Origin of the sequence: Streptomyces sp. R302, from assembly GCF_012927245.1 — a bacterium.
In the GTDB taxonomy this organism is placed as follows: domain Bacteria; phylum Actinomycetota; class Actinomycetes; order Streptomycetales; family Streptomycetaceae; genus Streptomyces.
In genome coordinates, this window is sequence record NZ_JABBGE010000009.1 from 210,230 (window position 1) to 228,758 (window position 18,529).

Sequence of the window (18,529 nt, forward strand, 5' to 3'; positions counted from 1 at the left end):
CCCGCCGCGACCGCGTGGAAGCCGGGCCCCTTCGGGGGCCCGGCTTCCGGCGTTCTCAGCCCAGCCGCTTGAGCCGGGAGACGGCCTCCTCCAGGACGTCGGTCCGCTTGCAGAAGGCGAAGCGGACGAACGGCGCGCCGGCCTCGCGGTGGTCGTAGAAGACGGCGTTCGGGATGGCGACGACGCCGGCCCGCTCCGGCAGCGCGCGGCAGAAGGCGAAGCCGTCGTCGGAGCCGAGGGGGCGGATGTCGGTGGTGACGAAGTAGGTGCCCTGCGGGCGGTAGACCTCGAAGCCGGCCTCCGCGAGCCCGGCGCTCAGCAGGTCCCGCTTGGCCTGGAGGTCGGCGCGCAGGCCGTCGTAGTACGCGTCGGGGAGGCGCAGGGCCTCGGCGACCGCGTACTGGAAGGGGCCGGAGGAGACGTAGGTGAGGAACTGCTTGGCGGAGCGGACCGCGGAGGTCAGCTCCGGGCTCGCGGTGGTCCAGCCGACCTTCCAGCCGGTGAAGGAGTACGTCTTGCCGGCCGAGCCGATGGTCACCGTGCGCTCCCGCATGCCGGGGAGGGTGGCGATCGGGACGTGCTCGGCGCCGTCGAAGAGCAGGTGCTCGTAGACCTCGTCGGTGACGACGAGCAGGTCCCGCTCGACGGCCAGCTCGGCGACGGCGGTGAGCTCGGCGCGGGTGAGGACGGTGCCGGTGGGGTTGTGGGGGGTGTTGAGGAGGATGAGGCGGGTGCGGGGGGTGACGGCGGCGCGGAGCTCGTCGAGGTCGAGCAGGAAGCGTCCGTCAGCGGCTCCGCCGCGGGGCCCCTCGTGGGGGCGGAGCGTGACCGGGACGCGGGTGCCGCCGGCCATGGCGACGCAGGCGGCGTACGAGTCGTAGTACGGCTCCAGGGCGACGACCTCGTCGCCGGGGCCGACCAGGGCGAGGAGGGTCGCCGCGATGGCCTCGGTGGCGCCGGCGGTGACCAGGACCTCGGTGTCGGGGTCGTACTCCAGGCCGTAGCGGGCGCGCTGGTGGTCGGCGATCGCGGTGCGCAGCTCGGGGACGCCGGGGCCGGGCGGGTACTGGTTGCCGCGGCCGTCGCGCAGGGCGCGCACCGCGGCCTCGCGGATCTCCTCGGGGCCGTCGGTGTCGGGGAAGCCCTGACCGAGGTTGATCGATCCTGTCCTGGCGGCGAGCGCGGACATCTCGGCGAAGATCGTGGTCCCGAACTCCGCGAGCCGGCGGTTGAGCGGCGCACTTGTCATGGCGTTCATCCTGGGCCGAAGCTCTGGACTTGCTCAAGTGCGCTTTGGGCCCGGCGCGGAGCGGGAATCCCCCGGGCAGAGGCGGCAGGGTGCCGCCGTACGGGGGTGAAGAGGATGACGTTCCTGGTCATCATGTTCATGATCGTGATGATCGTCGGCATCGCGGTGTCGGGCGGCGGCGGCAAGGGCAGGGGGAGGAAGCGGCGCGGCGGCTGGTCCGGCGGCGGGAGCGGCGGGAGCAGCTGCGGCGGATCGAGCTCCTGCGGTTCGAGTTGCGGGGGAGGCGGCTGTGGCGGGAGTTCCTAGAGGGTCAACAGGTGTGAAGCGGGACCGGATTGGCGTTCTGGGTGCGTCTGTCGGTCGATCAGCGATCGATTCTGTTTGAACAATTGAACTGTGGGGTCCCCGAAGGGGATGGAAACCACGGCAAGTTGGGTAAAAACGCTGCGAGTCGCCCGGAGTACGTGGTTCTCTCGCTCGTGTCAGAGACAGCCCTCGGACCGTGTGTGGACCCGAGCCGGTGCCTCCCCCCACTCCCGTTGGACCCTCTCCGGGGCGCCCCCGGCCCACCCGTCAAACCGTGTTTGCGGAGCCGACCCATGCTCACCACCCTGAAGACCTCCTACACCGACACGCGCGCGGCCGACCTGGCCTGGGCCCTCGGTCGCGAGCCGCTGCCCGCGCTCGCCGTGCTCGATCTCGAACTATCCGGAGCGAAACTGCAGTTGAGACTGCTCGGCGCCTCCCATCAGGTCCTCCTCGAAGAGGACGGCCGGCACTGCTCCGAGACCGTCGCCTGCATGCCGGGCAGCAGCACCCCGCTGCCGCTCGGCGTCTCCAAGCGCGTCGGCGAATGGGAGTACGAATTCGCGGCGCGCGTCGAGACGCTCACGCAGGGCTCCTTCGCGGGCCGGGCGCAGGAGCTGCTCGCGCTGGTCGCCGACCATCCGCACGGCCTGGCCGGCACCTTCCCCGGCTCGCCGCACGCCTTCACCGCGATGCTGGCGCAGCGTCACGAGGGGCAGGTGCGCTGGCGGACCTGGCACGCCTACCCGCAGGAGGGCCAGCTCGTGGTCACCCGCACCAGGATCGGCGTCCGTATGCCCGCCGCGCTCTGACGCGCCTCTCCGGCGCCTCAGGTGCACTCGTGTGGGTGACAAGGGGCGAGAAGGTCGTGACGTAGCGTTACGGCATGATCGAGCCGACCGTGACCCTGCCACCCACGAGGGTGCGCCGACCGCCGTCGCGGCCGCGCTCCACGGTGCGGTGGCCGGTCCTCGCGGTCGTCTTCGTCTGCGCCGCCTGCGGTCTCGTCTACGAGCTCGAACTCGTCGCCCTCGCCTCGTACTTGATCGGCGACTCGGTCACCCAGGCGTCCGTCGTGCTCTCCGTGATGGTCTTCGCGATGGGCCTGGGCTCGCTGCTCGCGAAGCGGCTGCGCTGCTGTGCCGCCGTCGGTTTCGGCCTGATCGAGGGCGCCCTCGCGCTCGTCGGCGGCACCTCGGCCCTCGTGCTGTACGCGTGCTTCGCCTGGATCGGCGCGTCACGCGGCGTCCTGGTGGCCTTCTCACTCACCATCGGGATCCTCATCGGCGCCGAGATCCCGCTGCTCATGTCCCTCATACAGCGGGCGCCGGAGCGGTCCGTCGCCACCGGCCGGCCGCGCCGCGCGCGCCGCCCCGCCCCGGCCGGCGACCCGGACGACGCGGCCGGCACGGTCGCCGACCTGTTCGCCGCCGACTACGTGGGCGCGCTCGTCGGCGGCCTCGCCTTCCCCTTCCTGCTGCTGCCCTGGCTCGGCCAGCTCACCGGGGCGCTCGTCACCGGCGCGGTCAACGCGGTCGCGGGCGCAGCCCTGGTGCTCTGGTTCTTCCGCCGCGACCTCACGGCCCTCGGCCGGGCCCTCGTCCTCGGCGTCAACCTCGCCGTCCTCGGCGTGCTCGCCACCGCGACCGTCCTCGTCGACGACTTCGAGGAGGCCGCCCGCCGGGCCGTGTACGGGGAGCGGGTGCGGGTCGCCGTCCACACCGAACTCCAGGAGGTGGTGGTCACCGGCGGCCCCGAGGGCCCGCCCGACCTCTACCTCGACGGCCGGCTGCGGGTCGCGGGCGAGGACGAGTACCGCTACCACGAGGCGCTCGTCCACCCCGCGATGAACGGGCCGCACGCGCGCGTGCTCATCGTCGGCGGCGGCGACGGCCTCGCCGCCCGCGAGGTGCTCCGCCACCCCGGGGTCCAGGCCGTCACCGTCGTCGAGCTCGACCCCGGCGTCGTCCGTCTCGCCCGCACCGACCCCGCGCTCGCCGCGCTCAACGGGCAGGCCTTCCGCGACCCGCGCGTCCGGGTCGTCCACGCCGACGCCTTCCACTGGCTGAGGGGCGCCTCCGGGAGTGTGCAGGAACGGTACGACGTGGTGATCTCCGATCTGCCCGACCCCGGGATCACCCCCAGCACCAAGCTCTACTCCCAGGAGTTCTACGGCCTCATCGCGGGCGTCCTCGCCGACGGCGGCCGGCTCGTCGTGCACGCCGGGGCCGCCACCGACCGGCCCCGTACCTACTGGACGGCCGACGCCACCCTGCGCGCCGCCGGCTACGCCACCCGGCCGTACAGCACCGAGGGCCGCGCCCCCGGCTTCGCGGCCGGACCCGACCGGGCCGGACGGGCGGGCGCCGGACGCGCCGGACCCGACGACTGGGGCTTCCTGCTCGCCGTCCGCGGCGACCGGCCGCCCGCCCTCGGGCTCGCCGCCGACGGGCCCGCGCCGCGCTCCCTCGCCCCCCGCGACCTGCCGGCCGCCGCCCGGCGCGCCGAGCGCACCCGGATCACCGGGCTCCCGCCGTCGACGCTGGTGCACCCCCGGTACGGCAACTGAGCGGAGGACCCGGTGCGCGGCTCCGTAGCGGAACGGGCGACGCCGGGCGCCCCGCTGAGTAGGCTCGGGCCCCATGGAGCATGAGGTGTTCGTCCCGGTCCCGGCCGAGGCCCTGCGGGCCACCCTCACCGACCCGGCGCGGGTGGCGCGCTGCGTGCCGGGCCTCCAGCGCGACGCCTCCGCGGACCCGGAGGACGCCTCCCCGGCGGGGCGGCACGTCGTCGGGAGGTTCCGGCTCCGGGTCGGCGGGCACACCATCACCTACCGCGGCGGGCTGCGGATCGTCGAACGGGACGGCGCCATCACCTACGAGGGCGAGGGCACCGAGGCCCGGGGCAAGGGCGCCGCCGAGGTCTCCCTGACCGTCGTCCTCACTCCGGCGGCCGAAGGCACCGGACTCAGCTTCACCGGCGCCCTCACCGCCACCGGCCGGCTCGCCGAGGAGCCCGAGGAGGCCCGCGACGCCGCCCGCGACCGCCTCCTGGACGCCTTCGTGGAGGCCGCCGCGGCCCTCGCGGCGGAGGCCGCCGCGGAGGAGACCGCAGGAGAGGCTGTCGAGGAGGAGGCCCCCGGCGAGCAGACCCCCGGCGACGCCACCTCCTTCGGCACCGGCGCCTTCGGCGGCGCGGGCGACGCCGAGGCCCAAGCCGAACCCGGCACGGACGCCGACGCCGACGCCAAGATGTCCGGCTTCGCCGACGACGTCCGCCACGAACCGGCCGCCGCCCCGGAGTTCCCCGCCGCGAAGCCCGCCGCCGAGGCCGCCCACGCCCGCCGGACGATGATCGGCAGGAGCGCCGAGGAGGTCGACCACGCGCCGCCGCGCGGCCGGTACGCCCCCGTGCCCGCCCCCGCGCCGAGCGGTGCGGGCGCCACCCTCCGCTGGGTCGCCCCGGCCGCCGCCCTCGCCCTCGCCTCCGCGGTCGTCGTCACCAGGGCGCTGCGCCGCCGCCGCTGAACGGCCCGGGGAACGGCTCGGCGGAAGTCCCTCGTTGAAACGGTCCAATCGAGCGGGTCCCAGGACTTAGGGTCGGGGCGTGAGCAACCTGACGCGACTGACGGCGGGCGACGCCGAGCTGACCATCAACGCCGAGCGCGGCGGCCGGATCGAGAGCCTGCGCATCGCGGGCACCGAGCTCCTGAAGCAGGGCGAGCGCTACGGCAGCTTCCCGATGGTGCCCTGGTGCGGCCGGACCGAGAACGGCCGGTTCCGTGACGGGGCCGTCACCCACCAGCTGCCCGTCAACGCGGCCCCGCACGCCATCCACGGCACCGTCCGCGACCGGGCCTGGACGGTGGCCCGTGCCTCCGCCACCGAGGCCGTCCTCACCTGCGAGCTCGGCGACCCGTGGCCGTACAAGGGGCGCGTCACCCAGGTCCTCGAACTGACCGAGTCCCGGCTGACCTCGACGTTCGGGGTGGAGGCGTACGACGACTCCTTCCCGGCGCAGGCCGGCTGGCACCCCTGGTTCCTGCGGAACCTCGGGGCGGGCGGCGAGGACGTACGCCTCGACTTCACGCCCGGCTGGCAGGAGGAGCGCGGCGAGAACCACCTGCCCACCGGCCGCCGCATCCCCCCGTCGGCGGGCCCCTGGGACGACTGCTTCGGCATGCCCGACGGCGTCGACGTCACCCTCACCTGGCCGGGCGAGCTGGAGCTGAAGGTGACCAGCCGCGCCGAGTGGGTGGTGATCTACGACGAGCCCGCCGACGCCGTCTGCGTCGAGCCGCAGTCCGGCCCGCCGAACGGCCTCAACACCCATCCGCGCCTGGTCACCCCCATCGACCCGCTGGAGGTCGAGAGCGTCTGGGCCTGGCGGCGGCTCTAAGCTGCTGAGCATGACTGACGTACGCGCTGAACTGCTCCAGCAGATCAAGGACAAGGCCGTGGTGCACGGCAAGGTGACCCTCTCCTCGGGTCTGGAAGCCGACTACTACGTGGACCTGCGCCGGATCACGCTGGACGGGGCGGCGTCGCCGCTGGTCGGCCAGGTCATGCTCGACCTGGTCAAGGACCTCGACTTCGACGCGGTCGGCGGCCTCACCCTGGGCGCCGACCCGGTCGCCACCGCGATGCTGCACGCCTCCGCCGCGCGCGGCGAGCGCCTGGACGCCTTCGTCGTCCGCAAGGCCGCCAAGGCCCACGGCATGCAGCGCCAGGTCGAGGGCCCGGACATCAAGGGCCGCCGGGTCCTGATCGTCGAGGACACCTCCACCACCGGCGGCTCCCCGCTGACCGCCGTCGAGGCGGCCCGCGCGGCCGGCGCCGAGGTCGTCGCCGTCGCCACCATCGTGGACCGCGCCACCGGCGCCGGCGAGAAGATCAGCGGCACGGCGGGCGTCCCGTACCTCTACGCCTTCGCTCTTGACGAGCTCGGACTCGCCTAGTCGCACGGTCGAACCGCCGCGAAGTCGTGACTTAGGTCCCGGATCTCGACGCATACGGTTCTGACCTGCACTTTTATCGAAAGGCGGGGTGTTTCACGTGAAACACCCCGCCTTTCGGCATGCGGCGCCCGTGGGAGCCCGTACAAGAGTCTGGAAAGATGGCACCGACGATGACGTCGCCCTAGGTCAGGGATACAGCAACGCACACCCGCACATCACAAGGAGCGGACGAATGCCCATCGCAACCCCCGAGGTCTACGCCGAGATGCTCGACCGGGCGAAGGCTGGCAAGTTCGCCTACCCGGCCATCAACGTGACCTCCTCCCAGACCCTCCACGCGGCGCTGCGCGGGTTCGCCGAGGCCCAGAGCGACGGCATCATCCAGATCTCGACCGGTGGCGCCGAGTTCCTGGGCGGCCAGTACAGCAAGGACATGGTCACGGGCGCCGTCGCCCTGGCCGAGTTCGCCCACATCGTCGCCGCGAAGTACGACATCACCGTCGCGCTGCACACCGACCACTGCCCGAAGGACAAGCTGGACGGCTACGTCCGCCCGCTGCTCGACATCTCCGCCGAGCGCGTCAAGGCCGGTCGGAACCCGCTCTTCCAGTCGCACATGTGGGACGGCTCCGCCGAGACCCTCGCCGACAACCTGGCCATCGGCCAGGAGCTGCTCGCGAAGGCCGCCGCCGCCAAGATCATCCTTGAGGTCGAGATCACCCCGACCGGCGGCGAGGAGGACGGCGTCAGCCACGAGATCAACGACGAGCTGTACACCACCGTCGACGACGCGATCCGCACCGCCGAGGCCCTGGGCCTGGGCGAGAAGGGCCGCTACCTGCTCGCCGCCTCCTTCGGCAACGTGCACGGCGTCTACAAGCCGGGCAACGTCGTCCTGCGCCCGGAGCTCCTCAAGGACCTCCAGGCCGGCGTCGCCGAGAAGTTCGGCCAGGCCTCCCCGTTCGACTTCGTCTTCCACGGCGGCTCCGGCTCGACCGCCGAGGAGATCGCCACCGCCATCGAGAACGGCGTGGTCAAGATGAACCTCGACACCGACACCCAGTACGCCTTCACCCGCCCGGTCGTGGACCACATGTTCCGCAACTACGACGGTGTCCTGAAGGTCGACGGCGAGGTCGGCAAGAAGTCCACCTACGACCCGCGCACCTGGGGCAAGCTCGCCGAGGCGGGCATGGCCGCGCGCGTCACCGAGGCGTGCGAGGCGCTGCGCTCGGCCGGCAAGAAGCTGAAGTAAGCCGTGACCGAAGGGCCCGGCACCCCCGTGTGGGTGCCGGGCCCTTCGCGTACCCGAGGGGAGTGGGGAGTTCCGATGGACGACTTCGACCATGACGTCGACCATGACGTCGACTACGACCACGACTTCGACGCGATACGGGACCGGCGGGGCACCTGGTCCGTGCAGTGGGACGGGACCGCGGACCGCTTCGGCGTCTCCGACCTGCTCCCCTTCACCATCTCCGACATGGACTTCGCCTCCCCGCCCGAGGTCCTCGACGCGCTGCGCGCCCGGATCGGCCACGGCGTCTTCGGCTACACCGACTGGCGGCTCGGCGGGGCCGACGGCTTCCGGGAGGCCGTACGCCACTGGTACGCGAGCCGCTACGACACCGCGCTCGACACCGAGGCCCTCGTCTACGCGCCCTCGGTGCTCAGCCAGCTCTCCCAGCTGCTCCAGATGTGGACCCGGCCCGGTGACGGCGTCGTCGTCCACACCCCCACGTACGACGGCTTCCGCAAGGCCGTCACCGGGCTCGGGCGCGAACTGCGCGGGGTCCCGGTCGGGGACACGGAGGCCCTGGAGCGGGAGCTGGCCCGCCCGGACAGCCGGATGCTGCTGCTCTGCTCCCCGCACAACCCGACCGGCCGGGTGTGGACCGGGAAGGAGCTCACCGACTTCCGCCAACTGGCCGAGCGGCACGACGTGACCGTGGTCAGCGACGAGATCCACGCCGACCTGACCGCCGACGGCCACCGCCACGTCCCGTGGAGCCGGATCGCCGAGCCCGGCCGGGGCTGCGGCTGGGCGCTGATCACCTCGGGGACCAAGGCCTTCAACTTCCCGGCGCTCTCCGGCTCGTACGGCATCATCGGCGACCCCGACGAGCGGACGGAGTTCCTGCGGCGGATGGAGACCGCCGAGGGGCTCGCCTCCCCGGCCGTCCTCTCCCTCACCGCCCACGTCGCCGCCTACCGGCACGGCGCTCCCTGGCTCGACGCGCTCCGCCGCTATGTCGCCGGAACGATGACGATGGTCGGGGACCGGCTCCGCGCGGGCCTGCCGGGCGTCGACTGGACCCCGCCGCAGGCCGGCTACCTCGCCTGGATCGACCTCCGGCCGCTGGGCGTCGACGAGACGCGGCTCCAGGAGGAACTGGTCCGTACGGAGAAGGTCGCGATCATGCCCGGCGGCACCTACGGCACCCCGGGCTTCGTCCGGCTCAACGTGGGCTGCCCCCGCGCCAAGGCCGAGCGGGGCGTGGAAGCGCTGGTCAGGGCGGCGGCGCGGCTGCGGACCGACGGTGTCTGAGGAGGCAGGAGCTCCCGGCCCGGGGGACCATGCAGGCATGAGCGTGGCCAGGCCCGAGGTGCGGATGGCCTCCGCCCGAGGGCGGTGGATCGTCCTCACGACCGTGCTCGGCTCGGCGATGGCGCTGCTCGACTCGACCGTCGTCAACGTGGCGCTGCCGCACATCGGCGAGGACCTCGGCGCCGACCTCGCGGCGCTCCAGTGGACCGTCAACGCGTACATGCTGACGCTGGCCGGGCTGATCCTGCTCGGCGGCTCGCTCGGCGACCGGTACGGGCGGCGCCGGGTCTTCGTCGTCGGCGTCGTGTGGTTCGCGCTCGCCTCCCTGCTGTGCGGCCTCGCGCCGAACGCCGGCGTCCTCGTCGCCGCGCGGGCCCTCCAGGGCGTCGGCGGCGCGCTGCTCACCCCCGGGTCGCTCGCGCTGATCCAGGCGAGCTTCCACCCCGACGACCGGGCCCGCGCGGTCGGCCTCTGGTCCGGCTTCGGCGGCGTCGGGGCGGCGGTCGGGCCGTTCGTGGGCGGCTGGCTGGTCGACGGGCCCGGCTGGCGCTGGGTCTTCCTCCTGAACGTGCCGCTCGCCGCGCTCTGCGTGCCGGTCGCGCTGCGGTACGTCCCCGAGTCCCGCGACGAGGCCGCGCACGGCCGCCGCTTCGACGTGCTCGGGGCGGTGCTCGGCGCGGCGGCGCTCGGCCTCGTCACCTACGCGCTGATCGACGCGCTGTGGTGGGCCGGGGCGGCCGGTCTCCTGGCCGGGGCCGGGTTCGTGGCGCTGGAGCGGCGGCGCGGCGAGCGGGCGATGATGCCGCCGTCGATCTTCCACTCCCGCCTCTTCACCGCCGTGAACGTGGTGACGCTGTGCGTGTACGCGGCGTTCGGCGGCTTCTTCTTCCTCGCTGTGATCCAGCTCCAGGTCGTCACCGGCTACTCGGCGCTCGCCGCCGGTACGGCGCTGCTGCCGACGACCGTGCTGATGCTGCTGTTCTCCGCGAAGTCCGGTGAGGTGGGGGAGAAGATCGGGCCGCGCATCCCGCTGACCGTCGGCCCGCTGCTGTGCGCGGCGGGGATGCTGCTGATGCTGCGGGTCGGGGCGGACGCCGCGTACGTACCGGACGTGCTGCCGGCCCTCGTCGTGCTCGGCGTCGGCATGACCGTGCTGGTCGCGCCGCTGACCGCGACGGTCCTCGCCTCCGTCGACGTCTCCCGGGCGGGGCTCGCCAGCGGCATCAACAACGCGGCGGCGCGGGCGGCGGGGCTCGTCGCGGTGGCGGCGCTGCCGCTGCTCACGGGCATGGGGCCGACGGCGTACCTCTCGCCGACCGAGTTCGACGCGACGTTCGACCGGGCGATGCCCATCTGCGCGGGCGTCCTCGTCCTGGGCGCCGCGCTCTCCTGGGCCACCCTGCGCACCCCCCGCTCCGCCCCCTGCCACCCCACCTGCAAGACCCATTGCTCCCTGACGGCCCCGCCGCTGGATCCGGGCTCCGAGTAACCGCGAGGTGTGCCCGCAACGGAACGCCGGGGCTGGGGCAGACTGGGGGGATGGTTACGCATGAGAATCTGCTCGGGGGCCCCGCGCCCACCCTTCTGCCCGACGACCCCGGCCCCCGCGAGGCCCTCGCCCAGGGCACCGCCCCGGCCGACGTCGCCGCGAAGTACCCGACCTCCTCCCTGGCGTGGGCGCAGCTCGCGGACGACGCGTTCGAGGCCGGCCGCGTGGTGGAGTCGTACGCCTACGCCCGCACCGGCTACCACCGCGCCCTGGACGCGCTGCGCCGCAACGGCTGGAAGGGCCACGGCCCGGTGCCGTGGGAGCACGAGCCGAACCGCGGCTTCCTGCGGGCCCTGCACGCGCTGGCCCGGGCCGCCGGCGAGATCGGCGAGAAGGACGAGTACGAGCGCTGCACGACCTTCCTGCGGGACTCCTCGGAGACGGCCGCCGCGACCCTGGGCTGACCGGGCCGTCACCCCCGGCCGGTACGATCCCCGGACCGGCCGGAAACAGGGGGGAACTGTCGTGGGCAAGCGGGGAGCGCCCGACCGGCGCCGAGACGGCCGGCGGAGCGGGCGGAGCCGCCGCGCGGGGACGCGCGTCACGCGCCGCGGCCGGCTCGTCCTGTCGACCGTGGTCTTGATGGGCGTCTCGCTCGGCGCGGGCGTGGCGCTCGCCCACTTCCAGGAGAAGCGGGACGAGGCGGCGGCGCCCGCCGTGGGGTCCGAGGCGCCCCGGGCGCCCGGGCCCACCACCACGGCCACCACGCCGAAGGCGAAGGCGAAGCCGACGCCCACGCCGAGCAAGAAGCCGAAGCCCAAGCCGACGCCGACCGCCACGAAGAAGAAGCCCCCGACCGTGCCGCAGTCCGGTCCCGGCACCTTCACCTCCGCCACCGCCTCCGGCCGGGTCACCGGCACCAGCGGCACCCTGCGCCGCTACCGGGTGCAGATCGAGGACGGCGTCGACCTCTCGGCCCGGGGGACCGCCGAGGAGATCGAGGCGATCCTGGCCCATCCGCGCGGCTGGGCCGCGCACGGCCGGGGCCGTTTCCAGCTGGTGGCGTCGGACGCCGACTTCGTCATCCGGATAGCCACCCCCGACACCGCCGACGCGCTCTGCGCCCGGCAGGGCCTCAACACGCACGGCGAGCTGAACTGCGAGACCACCGACGGCGTCGTGGTGAACCTCAAGCGGTGGATGCTGGGCTCGCCGACCTTCGCCGGGCCGCCGGAGGAGTACCGGCACCTGATCATCAACCACGAGGTCGGGCACGAGATCGGGATCCGGCAGCACATGGACTGCGGAGGGCCGGGGAAGCCGGCGCCCGCGATGATGCAGCAGATCAAGGGCCTCAACGGATGTCGTTCGAACGCTTTTCCGTATAGCGAAGAGGGGATCTACATCACCGGTCCGATCGTGTCATGATGCGCGTGGGACGCGTGCGAAGGAGCACGCCTCCCGAGGGGACCGGAGCTCCCGTGGCGCGCCGCCGAGCGCGCACGGTGGAGCGGACCGCTACCCGGTAGCCCGTATCGAGGAGACAGCAATGTCATCCACCCCCTCTCCCGATGCCTCCGGAGCCGGATCGGTCGTCGACACGCCGAATCTCGACTTCGCCGGCACGACGCCGTACGAGGACTACGTCCAGGCGGACGTCCTCACCCACCTCCAGCACCTCCGCTCGGACGACCCCGGCGAGATGGTCTTCCTGGTCACCACCCAGGTCATGGAGCTGTGGTTCACGGTCATCGTCCACGAGTGGGAGACCGCGAGCCGCGCGCTGCGCGAGGAGCGCCTGCCCGTCGCCGTCGACGCGCTGAAGCGCTCGGTCCGCGAGCTGGAGGCCCTGAACCACTCCTGGCGGCCGCTCTCCCAGCTCACCCCCGGCCAGTTCAACGCCTACCGCGGCGCGCTCGGCGAGGGCTCCGGCTTCCAGTCGGCGATGTACCGCCGCATGGAGTTCCTGCTCGGCGAGAAGTCGGCGTCCATGCTCGTCCCGCACCGGGGCGCGCCCCGCGTCCACGCCGAGCTGGAGAAGGCGCTGCACGAGCCGAGCCTGTACGACGAGGTGCTCGGCTTCCTCGCCCGCCGGGGCCTGCCCGTGCCGCCGTCCGTCCTCACCCGCGACCTGACGCAGCGCTACGAGCCCTCGCCGCAGGTCGAGGCCGTGTGGGCGGCGCTGTACGCGGCGCCGGAGGAGCACGAGGAGCTCGTCCGCCTCGGCGAGGCCCTCAGCGACGTCGCCGAACTCGTCTGGCGATGGCGCAACGACCACCTGGTGGCGACCCGCCGCGCGATGGGCTCCAAGACCGGCACCGGCGGCTCCGCGGGCGTGGCCTGGCTGGAGAAGCGCGCCCAGAAGAACGTGTTCCCCGAGCTCTGGACGGCCCGCAGCCATGTCTGACACGTACGAGCGGGCCCAGGAGCCCGCGGAGGCCGAGCGCCTCGACGTCGCGTCCGCCCTCCGCGAGGAGGCCCGGCGCCTCGACGCCGCCGATCCGCTCGGCGGTCACCGTGCGAAGTTCGCGCTCGACGAGGAGACCGTCTACCTCGACGGCAACTCGCTCGGCGCGCTCCCCGCGCACGTCCCCGCCCGCATGGCCGACGTCATCGGCCGCGAGTGGGGCGAGCTGCGGATCCGTTCCTGGGACGAGTCGGGCTGGTGGACCGCCCCCGAGCGGATCGGCGACCGGATCGCCCCGCTCGTCGGCGCCGCCGCCGGGCAGATCGTCGCCGGCGACTCGACCAGCGTGAACGTCTTCAAGGCGGTCGTCGCGGCGGCCCGCCTCGCGGGAGAAGCCGGAGAGGGACGCGACGAGATCCTGGTGGACGCGTCGACGTTTCCCACGGACGGGTACATCGCGGAGTCCGCGGCCCGGATGACCGGTCACCGGATCGTGCCCCTCGACCCGGCCGACATCCCCGCCGCCGCGGGCGACCGGACGGCGCTCGCGCTCGTCAACCACGTCGACTACCGCACCGGCCGGCTGCACGACCTGCCCGGCACCACCGCCGCCCTCCACGCGGCGGGCGCGCTGGCCGTCTGGGACCTGTGCCACAGCGCCGGCGCCCTGCCCGTCGGCCTCGACGCGCACGGTGTGGACCTGGCGGTCGGCTGCACCTACAAGTACCTCAACGGCGGCCCCGGTTCGCCCGCGTACCTGTACGTCGCCGAGCGCCACCAGGACCGCTTCGACTCGCCGCTGCCCGGCTGGACCTCGCACGCCGACCCGTTCGGCATGACGCCCGGCTACCGGCCCGCCGACGGCGCCGTCCGGGGCCGCGTCGGCACCCCGGACATCCTGTCCATGCTGGCCCTGGAGGCGGCGCTCGACGTGTGGGACGGGGTCGCGATCGACGCCGTCCGCGCCAAGTCCCTCGCGCTCACGGACTTCTTCCTGGAGTGCGTGCGGGCCTACGCCCCCGAGGGCCGGGTCACCCCGATCACCCCGGAGGCGCACGCCGAACGCGGCAGCCAGGTGGCACTGGCCTGCGCGGACGCGCCCACCGTGATGCCCGAGCTGATCAAGCGCGGGGTGGTGGGCGACCTGCGCCGTCCGGACATCCTGCGGTTCGGCTTCACGCCGCTGTACGTCGGCTTCGCGGACGCCGAGCAAGCGGCCCGCGTCCTGGCGGACGTCCTGGCCGGGACGCCGTCCGACTGACCTTCCGGAGAAGGACGGTGACCGGCCGTCAGATCGGATGATCTTCACCTGATCTGCGGGGCCCGGACCCTGATACGGTCCCCGCAGGTCAGGCCGATTCGGCCCCGTCACCGAGAGGTTGGAACCCCCCATGCCGGACCCCGCCGCGCGCGACGCCGCCGAAGAGGCATCGGCCTTCTCGCACCCGGCCGTTCCCCCCGACGCCACCGCCGCGTACGGCGACCACCCCGACCAGATCGTCGACCTGTACGCCCCCAAGGCCGGCGACGGGCGCGCCCCGCTCGTCGTCGTCCTGCACGGCGGCGCCTGGCGGGCCCCCTACGACCGGCAGCACATCAGCCCCTTCGCCGACTTCCTCGCCCGCCGCGGCTTCGCCGTCGCCAGCGTCGAGTACCGGCGCGGCCCCGGCCTCCCCCACCAGGGCGGTACGACCCCGGTCGCGGGCCGCTGGCCGGAGACCTTCGACGACGTGGCCGCCGCCCTCGACGCCGTACCGGAGCTCGCCGCCGCGCATCTGCCGCAGGCCGACCCGCACCGCACCGTCCTCACCGGCCACTCGGCCGGCGGCCAGCTCGCCCTGTGGGCCGCCGCCCGGCACGTGCTGCCCGCCGGCTCCCCCTGGCGGCTGCCCGCCCCGCCCGCGCTGCGCGGCGTCGTCGCCCTCGCGCCCATCGGCCACTTCGACCGGGCCCGCGAACTCGACGTGTGCGGCGGGGCGGTGACCCAGCTGCTCGGCGGCGCGGAGGCGTACGAGGAGCGGGCCGCGGCCACCGACCCGGCGCGGCTGCTGCCCACCGGCATCGCCACCGCCCTCGTCCAGGGCCGCGCCGACCTCACCGTCCCCGCCGAGGTCGCCGACGCCTTCGTCGAGGCCGCGGCGAAGGCGGGCGAGACGGTCGGCCTCACGCTCCTGGAGGACGTCGGCCACTTCCCCCTCATCGACCCGGCGGCCGACGCGTGCGCGGTCGTCGCGGAGGAGCTCGCGCAGCTGGCGTTCTGAGGCGCCGGGCGTCCGTAGTACTCAAGGGGGACGGCCCGGGATCCGCATCCAGCGGGACGCGGGCCGCCCCGGGCCTTCCGTACCGTGGACGGCGTGAACCCGACACAGACCCCCGACACGGGCAGCCGCAGCCCCGAGCTCCGCATGACGCTGGACGCGCTCGGCGGTCTGCGCGAAGACCTCTCCGGCGACGCCCTCGGCTACCGCCCGCTGCCCCGGCTCGCGCCGGACAGCCCCGTGCTGCGCTTCCTGCCCCGGCGGCTGCGCCCGCACACCGGGCTGCTGCCGCACGCGGCGATCGGCTTCCTCGCCCTGGTGACCTTCCTCCTCGGCTTCGAGGAGATCAACGACTCCGTCGGGCCGGTCGCCCTCGTCACCTGCCTGGTGCCGACGGCCGCCGTGCTCCTCACCGTGAGCCGGCCGGCACCGGCCTTCTGGTTCTCGATAGGGTCGACGCCCTTCGTCGCCTACCTGAGCGGCTACGACGGCTGGCCCTGGGCGCCGAGCTCTTTCGGCGCCCACCTCTTCGTCCTCGTCGTCGTCGCCCTGCGGACCGGCCCCCGGGCCGCCGCGTGGATGTGGCTGATCACCGCCGCGTACGCCACCTTCACCTCCTTCTTCCTGAGCATGGGCTCGGGATACGGCTTCAACGGTGCCGAGATGCTCTTCTTCTCCGCCCTCTTCCTGCTGGTCATCGCCGTCGTCCAGATCCGCCGCCAGGCGGTGCGCGAAGTCACTGCCCAGCAGTCCGTCACCGCCGTCGAGCGCTCCAAGCGGACCCTCCTGGAGGAGCGGACCACCATCGCGCGGGAGCTGCACGACGTCGTCGCGCACCACATGTCGGTGGTGGCCATCCAGGCCGAGGCCGCGCCCTACCGGGTGGAGAACCCGCCGCCGGAGCTGGAGCAGGCCTTCCTCACCATCCGGGAGAACGCCGTCGCCGCCCTCACCGAGCTGCGCCGCATCCTCGGTGTCGTCCGCGCCGAGGACTACGAGGCCCCCGACGCCCCGCAGCCCACCCTCGCCGACCTCGACGGGCTCGTCGGCAACGTCCGGGAGGCCGGGCTCGACGTGGCCCTGACCGTCACCGGCGCGGTGCGGGAACTGCCGCAGGGCGTCGAGCTGTCGGCGTACCGGATCGTCCAGGAGGCCCTCTCCAACGTGCTGCGGCACGCGCCGGGCGCCCCGGCGAAGGTCGAGGTCAGCCATGTCCTCGGCGGCCTCGGCCTGCGCATCGCGAACGGTCCGGCGCGCGGCCTGGTGAAGCCGTCCCCGGGTGCGGGGCACGGCATCACCGGCATGCGGGAGCGTGTCACGATGCTCGGCGGGGAGATGACCGACGGACCGACGGACGACGGGGGCTACGAGGTCGCCGTCTTCGTCCCCGTCCAACGCGAAGGGACCGACCAGTGATCAGGGTGCTGATCGTCGACGACCAGATCATGGTCCGGGAGGGCTTCTCCGTGCTGCTCGGCGCGATGCCGGACATCGAGGTCGTCGGCGAGGCCGTCAACGGCCGGGAGGCGGTCGCGCAGGTCGCCGCACTCCGCCCGGACGTCGTCCTCATGGACATCCGGATGCCCGAACTCAACGGCATCGAGGCCACCCGCGAGATCGTCGCCGCCGACGCGGACGCGAAGGTCCTCGTCCTCACCACCTTCGACCTCGACGAGTACGTGTACCAGGCGCTGCGCGCCGGCGCGTCCGGCTTCCTCCTCAAGGACGCCTCCGCCCGGCAGCTCGCCGACGGCGTCCGGATCGTCGCGGCGGGCGAGGCGCTGCTCGCGCCGACCGTGACGAAACGGCTCATCACCGAGTTCGCGCGGACCGCCGACACCGCGCCGCGGGTGCCCGCCGTCGCCCAGGTCGGCGAGCTCACCGAACGCGAGACGGAGGTCCTCGTCCTCATCGCGCAGGGCCTGTCCAACCAGGAGATCGCCGAGCACCTCGTCGTCGCCGAGTCGACCATCAAGACCCACGTCAGCCGGATCCTGGTCAAGCTGGGCCTGCGCGACCGGACACAGGCGGCGGTCTTCGCGTACGAGGCGCGGCTTGTGCAGGTCGGGCGGTAGCGTCCCCCGCATGGACGCCGCCGCACTGTTCGACCCCTGGTCCCCGGAGTTCGTCGCCGACCCGTACCCGGCGTACGCCGCGCTGCGGGACGGCGGGCGGGCGCACTGGTACGGGCCCGCCCGCCAGTGGCTCGTCCCGCACCACGCGGACGTGTCGGCGCTGCTGCGGGACCGGCGCCTGGGGCGTACGTACACCCACCGCTTCACCCACGAGGAGTTCGGCCGCGCGGCCCCCGACCCGCTGCACGAGCCCTTCCACACCCTCAACGACCACGGTCTGCTCGACCTGGAGGGCGCCGACCACACCCGCATCCGGCGGCTGGTCTCCAAGGCCTTCACCCCGAGGACGGTGGAGAGGCTGGCGCCGACGGTACGGGAGCTGGCCGCCGGCCTGGTCGGCGAGCTGGTCGCGGCGGGCGGCGGCGACCTCCAGGCGGCGGTCGCCGAACCCCTGCCGGTCGCGGTCATCGCCGCGATGCTGGGCATTCCGGAGGCCGACGAGGAGCGGGCCATGCTGCGGCCCTGGTCGGCGGCGATCTGCGGGATGTTCGAGCTGAACCCGTCGGAGGAGACGGCCCGCGCGGCCGTCCGCGCCTCCGTCGAGTTCTCCGACTACCTGCGCCGGCTGGTCGCGCGCCGGCGGTCCGACCCGGGCGACGACCTGATCTCCGCGCTGATCGGGGTCGAGGAGCTGACCGAGCAGGAGATGATCTCCACCTGCGTGCTGCTGCTGAACGCGGGGCACGAGGCGACGGTGAACACCACGACGGGTGGGGTGTGGACGCTGCTGCGGCACGGGATGTGGGACGCGTCCCTGTCGTCGGATCCCGAAAAGTTGTCCACAGCTGTGGATGAACTTCTCCGCTACGACACACCGCTCCAGATGTTCGAGCGCTGGGTCCTCGACGACATCGAGGTCGGCGGGACGGTGATCCCGCGGGGTTCGGAGGTCGCGCTCCTGATGGGCTCGGCCAACCGCGACCCGGCGCGCTTCGGTCCCACGGCGGACGCCCTGGACCTCACCCGCGCGGACAACCCCCATGTCAGCTTCGGCGCGGGCATCCATTACTGCCTGGGCGCGCCGCTGGCCCGCCTGGAGCTGACCGCCGTCTTCGCGGAACTCCTCCGTCAGGCCCCCGGTCTGCGCCTCGCGGCCCCGCCGCGGCGGAGGGCCGGCTTTGTGATCCGGGGCGTGGAGGAACTGCCCGTGGAGGTGTAGCGGTGGCCGGTGTCCCGGGCA

The 18,529-nt window shown here is 73.6% G+C and carries 18 protein-coding genes; 17 read left to right on the forward strand and 1 reads right to left on the reverse strand.

Translation table 11 applies throughout. The features are described from left to right. Window positions 1-55: 55 nt before the first annotated feature. A complete protein-coding gene (locus HHL19_RS27375) occupies window positions 56-1,249 on the reverse strand; it encodes a pyridoxal phosphate-dependent aminotransferase (RefSeq protein ID WP_169093014.1) in 1,194 nt (397 codons plus the stop codon). A 114-nt stretch (window positions 1,250-1,363) separates the two neighbouring features. Between HHL19_RS27375 and HHL19_RS27380 the strand changes: the two genes are divergently transcribed. The 17 genes from HHL19_RS27380 (at window position 1,364) to HHL19_RS27460 (ending at window position 18,508) form a co-directional block, all read left to right on the forward strand. Further along, entirely contained in the window at window positions 1,364-1,555 is a 192-nt protein-coding gene (locus HHL19_RS27380) for a hypothetical protein (protein WP_169093015.1), read from the forward strand. Window positions 1,556-1,848: 293 nt separating this feature from the next. After that, window positions 1,849-2,367, forward strand: coding sequence for a DUF2617 family protein (locus HHL19_RS27385; protein WP_169093016.1), 519 nt, complete (start codon window positions 1,849-1,851; stop codon window positions 2,365-2,367). 74 nt (window positions 2,368-2,441) lie between these two features. Then, a complete protein-coding gene (locus tag HHL19_RS27390; protein WP_169093017.1) occupies window positions 2,442-4,124 on the forward strand; it encodes a polyamine aminopropyltransferase in 1,683 nt (560 codons plus the stop codon). Between the two features lie 73 nt (window positions 4,125-4,197). Further along, window positions 4,198-5,082, forward strand: a complete 885-nt coding sequence (locus tag HHL19_RS27395; RefSeq protein ID WP_169093018.1) for an SRPBCC family protein — start codon at window positions 4,198-4,200, stop codon at window positions 5,080-5,082. A gap of 79 nt (window positions 5,083-5,161) precedes the next feature. Then, window positions 5,162-5,953, forward strand: a complete 792-nt coding sequence (locus HHL19_RS27400; RefSeq protein ID WP_169093019.1) for an aldose 1-epimerase — start codon at window positions 5,162-5,164, stop codon at window positions 5,951-5,953. Between the two features lie 10 nt (window positions 5,954-5,963). Further along, a complete protein-coding gene (gene pyrE / locus HHL19_RS27405) occupies window positions 5,964-6,512 on the forward strand; it encodes an orotate phosphoribosyltransferase (protein WP_169093020.1) in 549 nt (182 codons plus the stop codon). Between the two features lie 232 nt (window positions 6,513-6,744). After that, a complete protein-coding gene (gene fbaA / locus HHL19_RS27410; RefSeq protein WP_169093021.1) occupies window positions 6,745-7,767 on the forward strand; it encodes a class II fructose-bisphosphate aldolase in 1,023 nt (340 codons plus the stop codon). 75 nt (window positions 7,768-7,842) lie between these two features. Next, window positions 7,843-9,060 carry a MalY/PatB family protein gene (locus tag HHL19_RS27415; RefSeq protein WP_169093022.1) on the forward strand — a complete coding sequence of 406 codons (1,218 nt, stop codon included), beginning with the start codon at window positions 7,843-7,845 and terminating at the stop codon, window positions 9,058-9,060. A gap of 37 nt (window positions 9,061-9,097) precedes the next feature. Further along, window positions 9,098-10,549, forward strand: a complete 1,452-nt coding sequence (locus HHL19_RS27420) for an MFS transporter (RefSeq protein WP_169093023.1) — start codon at window positions 9,098-9,100, stop codon at window positions 10,547-10,549. Between the two features lie 50 nt (window positions 10,550-10,599). Beyond that, window positions 10,600-11,013: a DUF3151 domain-containing protein gene (locus HHL19_RS27425; RefSeq protein WP_169093024.1), complete on the forward strand. Its 414-nt coding sequence runs from the start codon at window positions 10,600-10,602 to the stop codon at window positions 11,011-11,013. 178 nt (window positions 11,014-11,191) lie between these two features. After that, window positions 11,192-11,977, forward strand: coding sequence for a DUF3152 domain-containing protein (locus tag HHL19_RS27430; RefSeq protein WP_169093025.1), 786 nt, complete (start codon window positions 11,192-11,194; stop codon window positions 11,975-11,977). 121 nt (window positions 11,978-12,098) lie between these two features. Then, window positions 12,099-12,956 carry a tryptophan 2,3-dioxygenase family protein gene (locus HHL19_RS27435; protein ID WP_169093026.1) on the forward strand — a complete coding sequence of 286 codons (858 nt, stop codon included), beginning with the start codon at window positions 12,099-12,101 and terminating at the stop codon, window positions 12,954-12,956. Continuing rightward, window positions 12,949-14,217, forward strand: coding sequence for a kynureninase (kynU, locus tag HHL19_RS27440; protein WP_169093027.1), 1,269 nt, complete (start codon window positions 12,949-12,951; stop codon window positions 14,215-14,217). The genes HHL19_RS27435 and kynU overlap by 8 nt, the downstream gene beginning before the upstream one ends. A gap of 130 nt (window positions 14,218-14,347) precedes the next feature. Beyond that, on the forward strand, window positions 14,348-15,217 hold the full coding sequence (locus HHL19_RS27445) for an alpha/beta hydrolase (RefSeq protein ID WP_169093028.1): 870 nt from the start codon (window positions 14,348-14,350) through the stop codon (window positions 15,215-15,217). Between the two features lie 144 nt (window positions 15,218-15,361). After that, window positions 15,362-16,630, forward strand: coding sequence for a histidine kinase (locus tag HHL19_RS27450; protein WP_169093222.1), 1,269 nt, complete (start codon window positions 15,362-15,364; stop codon window positions 16,628-16,630). Further along, window positions 16,627-17,289: a response regulator transcription factor gene (locus HHL19_RS27455; protein WP_169093029.1), complete on the forward strand. Its 663-nt coding sequence runs from the start codon at window positions 16,627-16,629 to the stop codon at window positions 17,287-17,289. The genes HHL19_RS27450 and HHL19_RS27455 overlap by 4 nt, the downstream gene beginning before the upstream one ends. A gap of 10 nt (window positions 17,290-17,299) precedes the next feature. Next, window positions 17,300-18,508 carry a cytochrome P450 gene (locus HHL19_RS27460; protein ID WP_169093030.1) on the forward strand — a complete coding sequence of 403 codons (1,209 nt, stop codon included), beginning with the start codon at window positions 17,300-17,302 and terminating at the stop codon, window positions 18,506-18,508. Window positions 18,509-18,529 lie beyond the last annotated feature (21 nt).

Excerpts from the sequence above, each read along its gene's own strand:
- HHL19_RS27435 (WP_169093026.1), top strand. The coding sequence starts at position 12,099 with ATGTCATCCACCCCCTCTCCCGATGCCTCCGGAGCCGGATCGGTCGTC.
- HHL19_RS27425 (WP_169093024.1), top strand. The coding sequence starts at position 10,600 with ATGGTTACGCATGAGAATCTGCTCGGGGGCCCCGCGCCCACCCTTCTG.
- HHL19_RS27445 (WP_169093028.1), top strand. The coding sequence starts at position 14,348 with ATGCCGGACCCCGCCGCGCGCGACGCCGCCGAAGAGGCATCGGCCTTC.
- HHL19_RS27460 (WP_169093030.1), top strand. The coding sequence starts at position 17,300 with ATGGACGCCGCCGCACTGTTCGACCCCTGGTCCCCGGAGTTCGTCGCC.
- HHL19_RS27380 (WP_169093015.1), top strand. The coding sequence starts at position 1,364 with ATGACGTTCCTGGTCATCATGTTCATGATCGTGATGATCGTCGGCATC.
- HHL19_RS27385 (WP_169093016.1), top strand. The coding sequence starts at position 1,849 with ATGCTCACCACCCTGAAGACCTCCTACACCGACACGCGCGCGGCCGAC.
- HHL19_RS27420 (WP_169093023.1), top strand. The coding sequence starts at position 9,098 with ATGAGCGTGGCCAGGCCCGAGGTGCGGATGGCCTCCGCCCGAGGGCGG.
- HHL19_RS27375 (WP_169093014.1), bottom strand. The coding sequence starts at position 1,249 with ATGACAAGTGCGCCGCTCAACCGCCGGCTCGCGGAGTTCGGGACCACG.
- HHL19_RS27430 (WP_169093025.1), top strand. The coding sequence starts at position 11,192 with ATGGGCGTCTCGCTCGGCGCGGGCGTGGCGCTCGCCCACTTCCAGGAG.
- HHL19_RS27415 (WP_169093022.1), top strand. The coding sequence starts at position 7,843 with ATGGACGACTTCGACCATGACGTCGACCATGACGTCGACTACGACCAC.
- HHL19_RS27390 (WP_169093017.1), top strand. The coding sequence starts at position 2,442 with ATGATCGAGCCGACCGTGACCCTGCCACCCACGAGGGTGCGCCGACCG.
- kynU (WP_169093027.1), top strand. The coding sequence starts at position 12,949 with ATGTCTGACACGTACGAGCGGGCCCAGGAGCCCGCGGAGGCCGAGCGC.
- HHL19_RS27450 (WP_169093222.1), top strand. The coding sequence starts at position 15,362 with ATGACGCTGGACGCGCTCGGCGGTCTGCGCGAAGACCTCTCCGGCGAC.
- HHL19_RS27395 (WP_169093018.1), top strand. The coding sequence starts at position 4,198 with ATGGAGCATGAGGTGTTCGTCCCGGTCCCGGCCGAGGCCCTGCGGGCC.
- fbaA (WP_169093021.1), top strand. The coding sequence starts at position 6,745 with ATGCCCATCGCAACCCCCGAGGTCTACGCCGAGATGCTCGACCGGGCG.
- pyrE (WP_169093020.1), top strand. The coding sequence starts at position 5,964 with ATGACTGACGTACGCGCTGAACTGCTCCAGCAGATCAAGGACAAGGCC.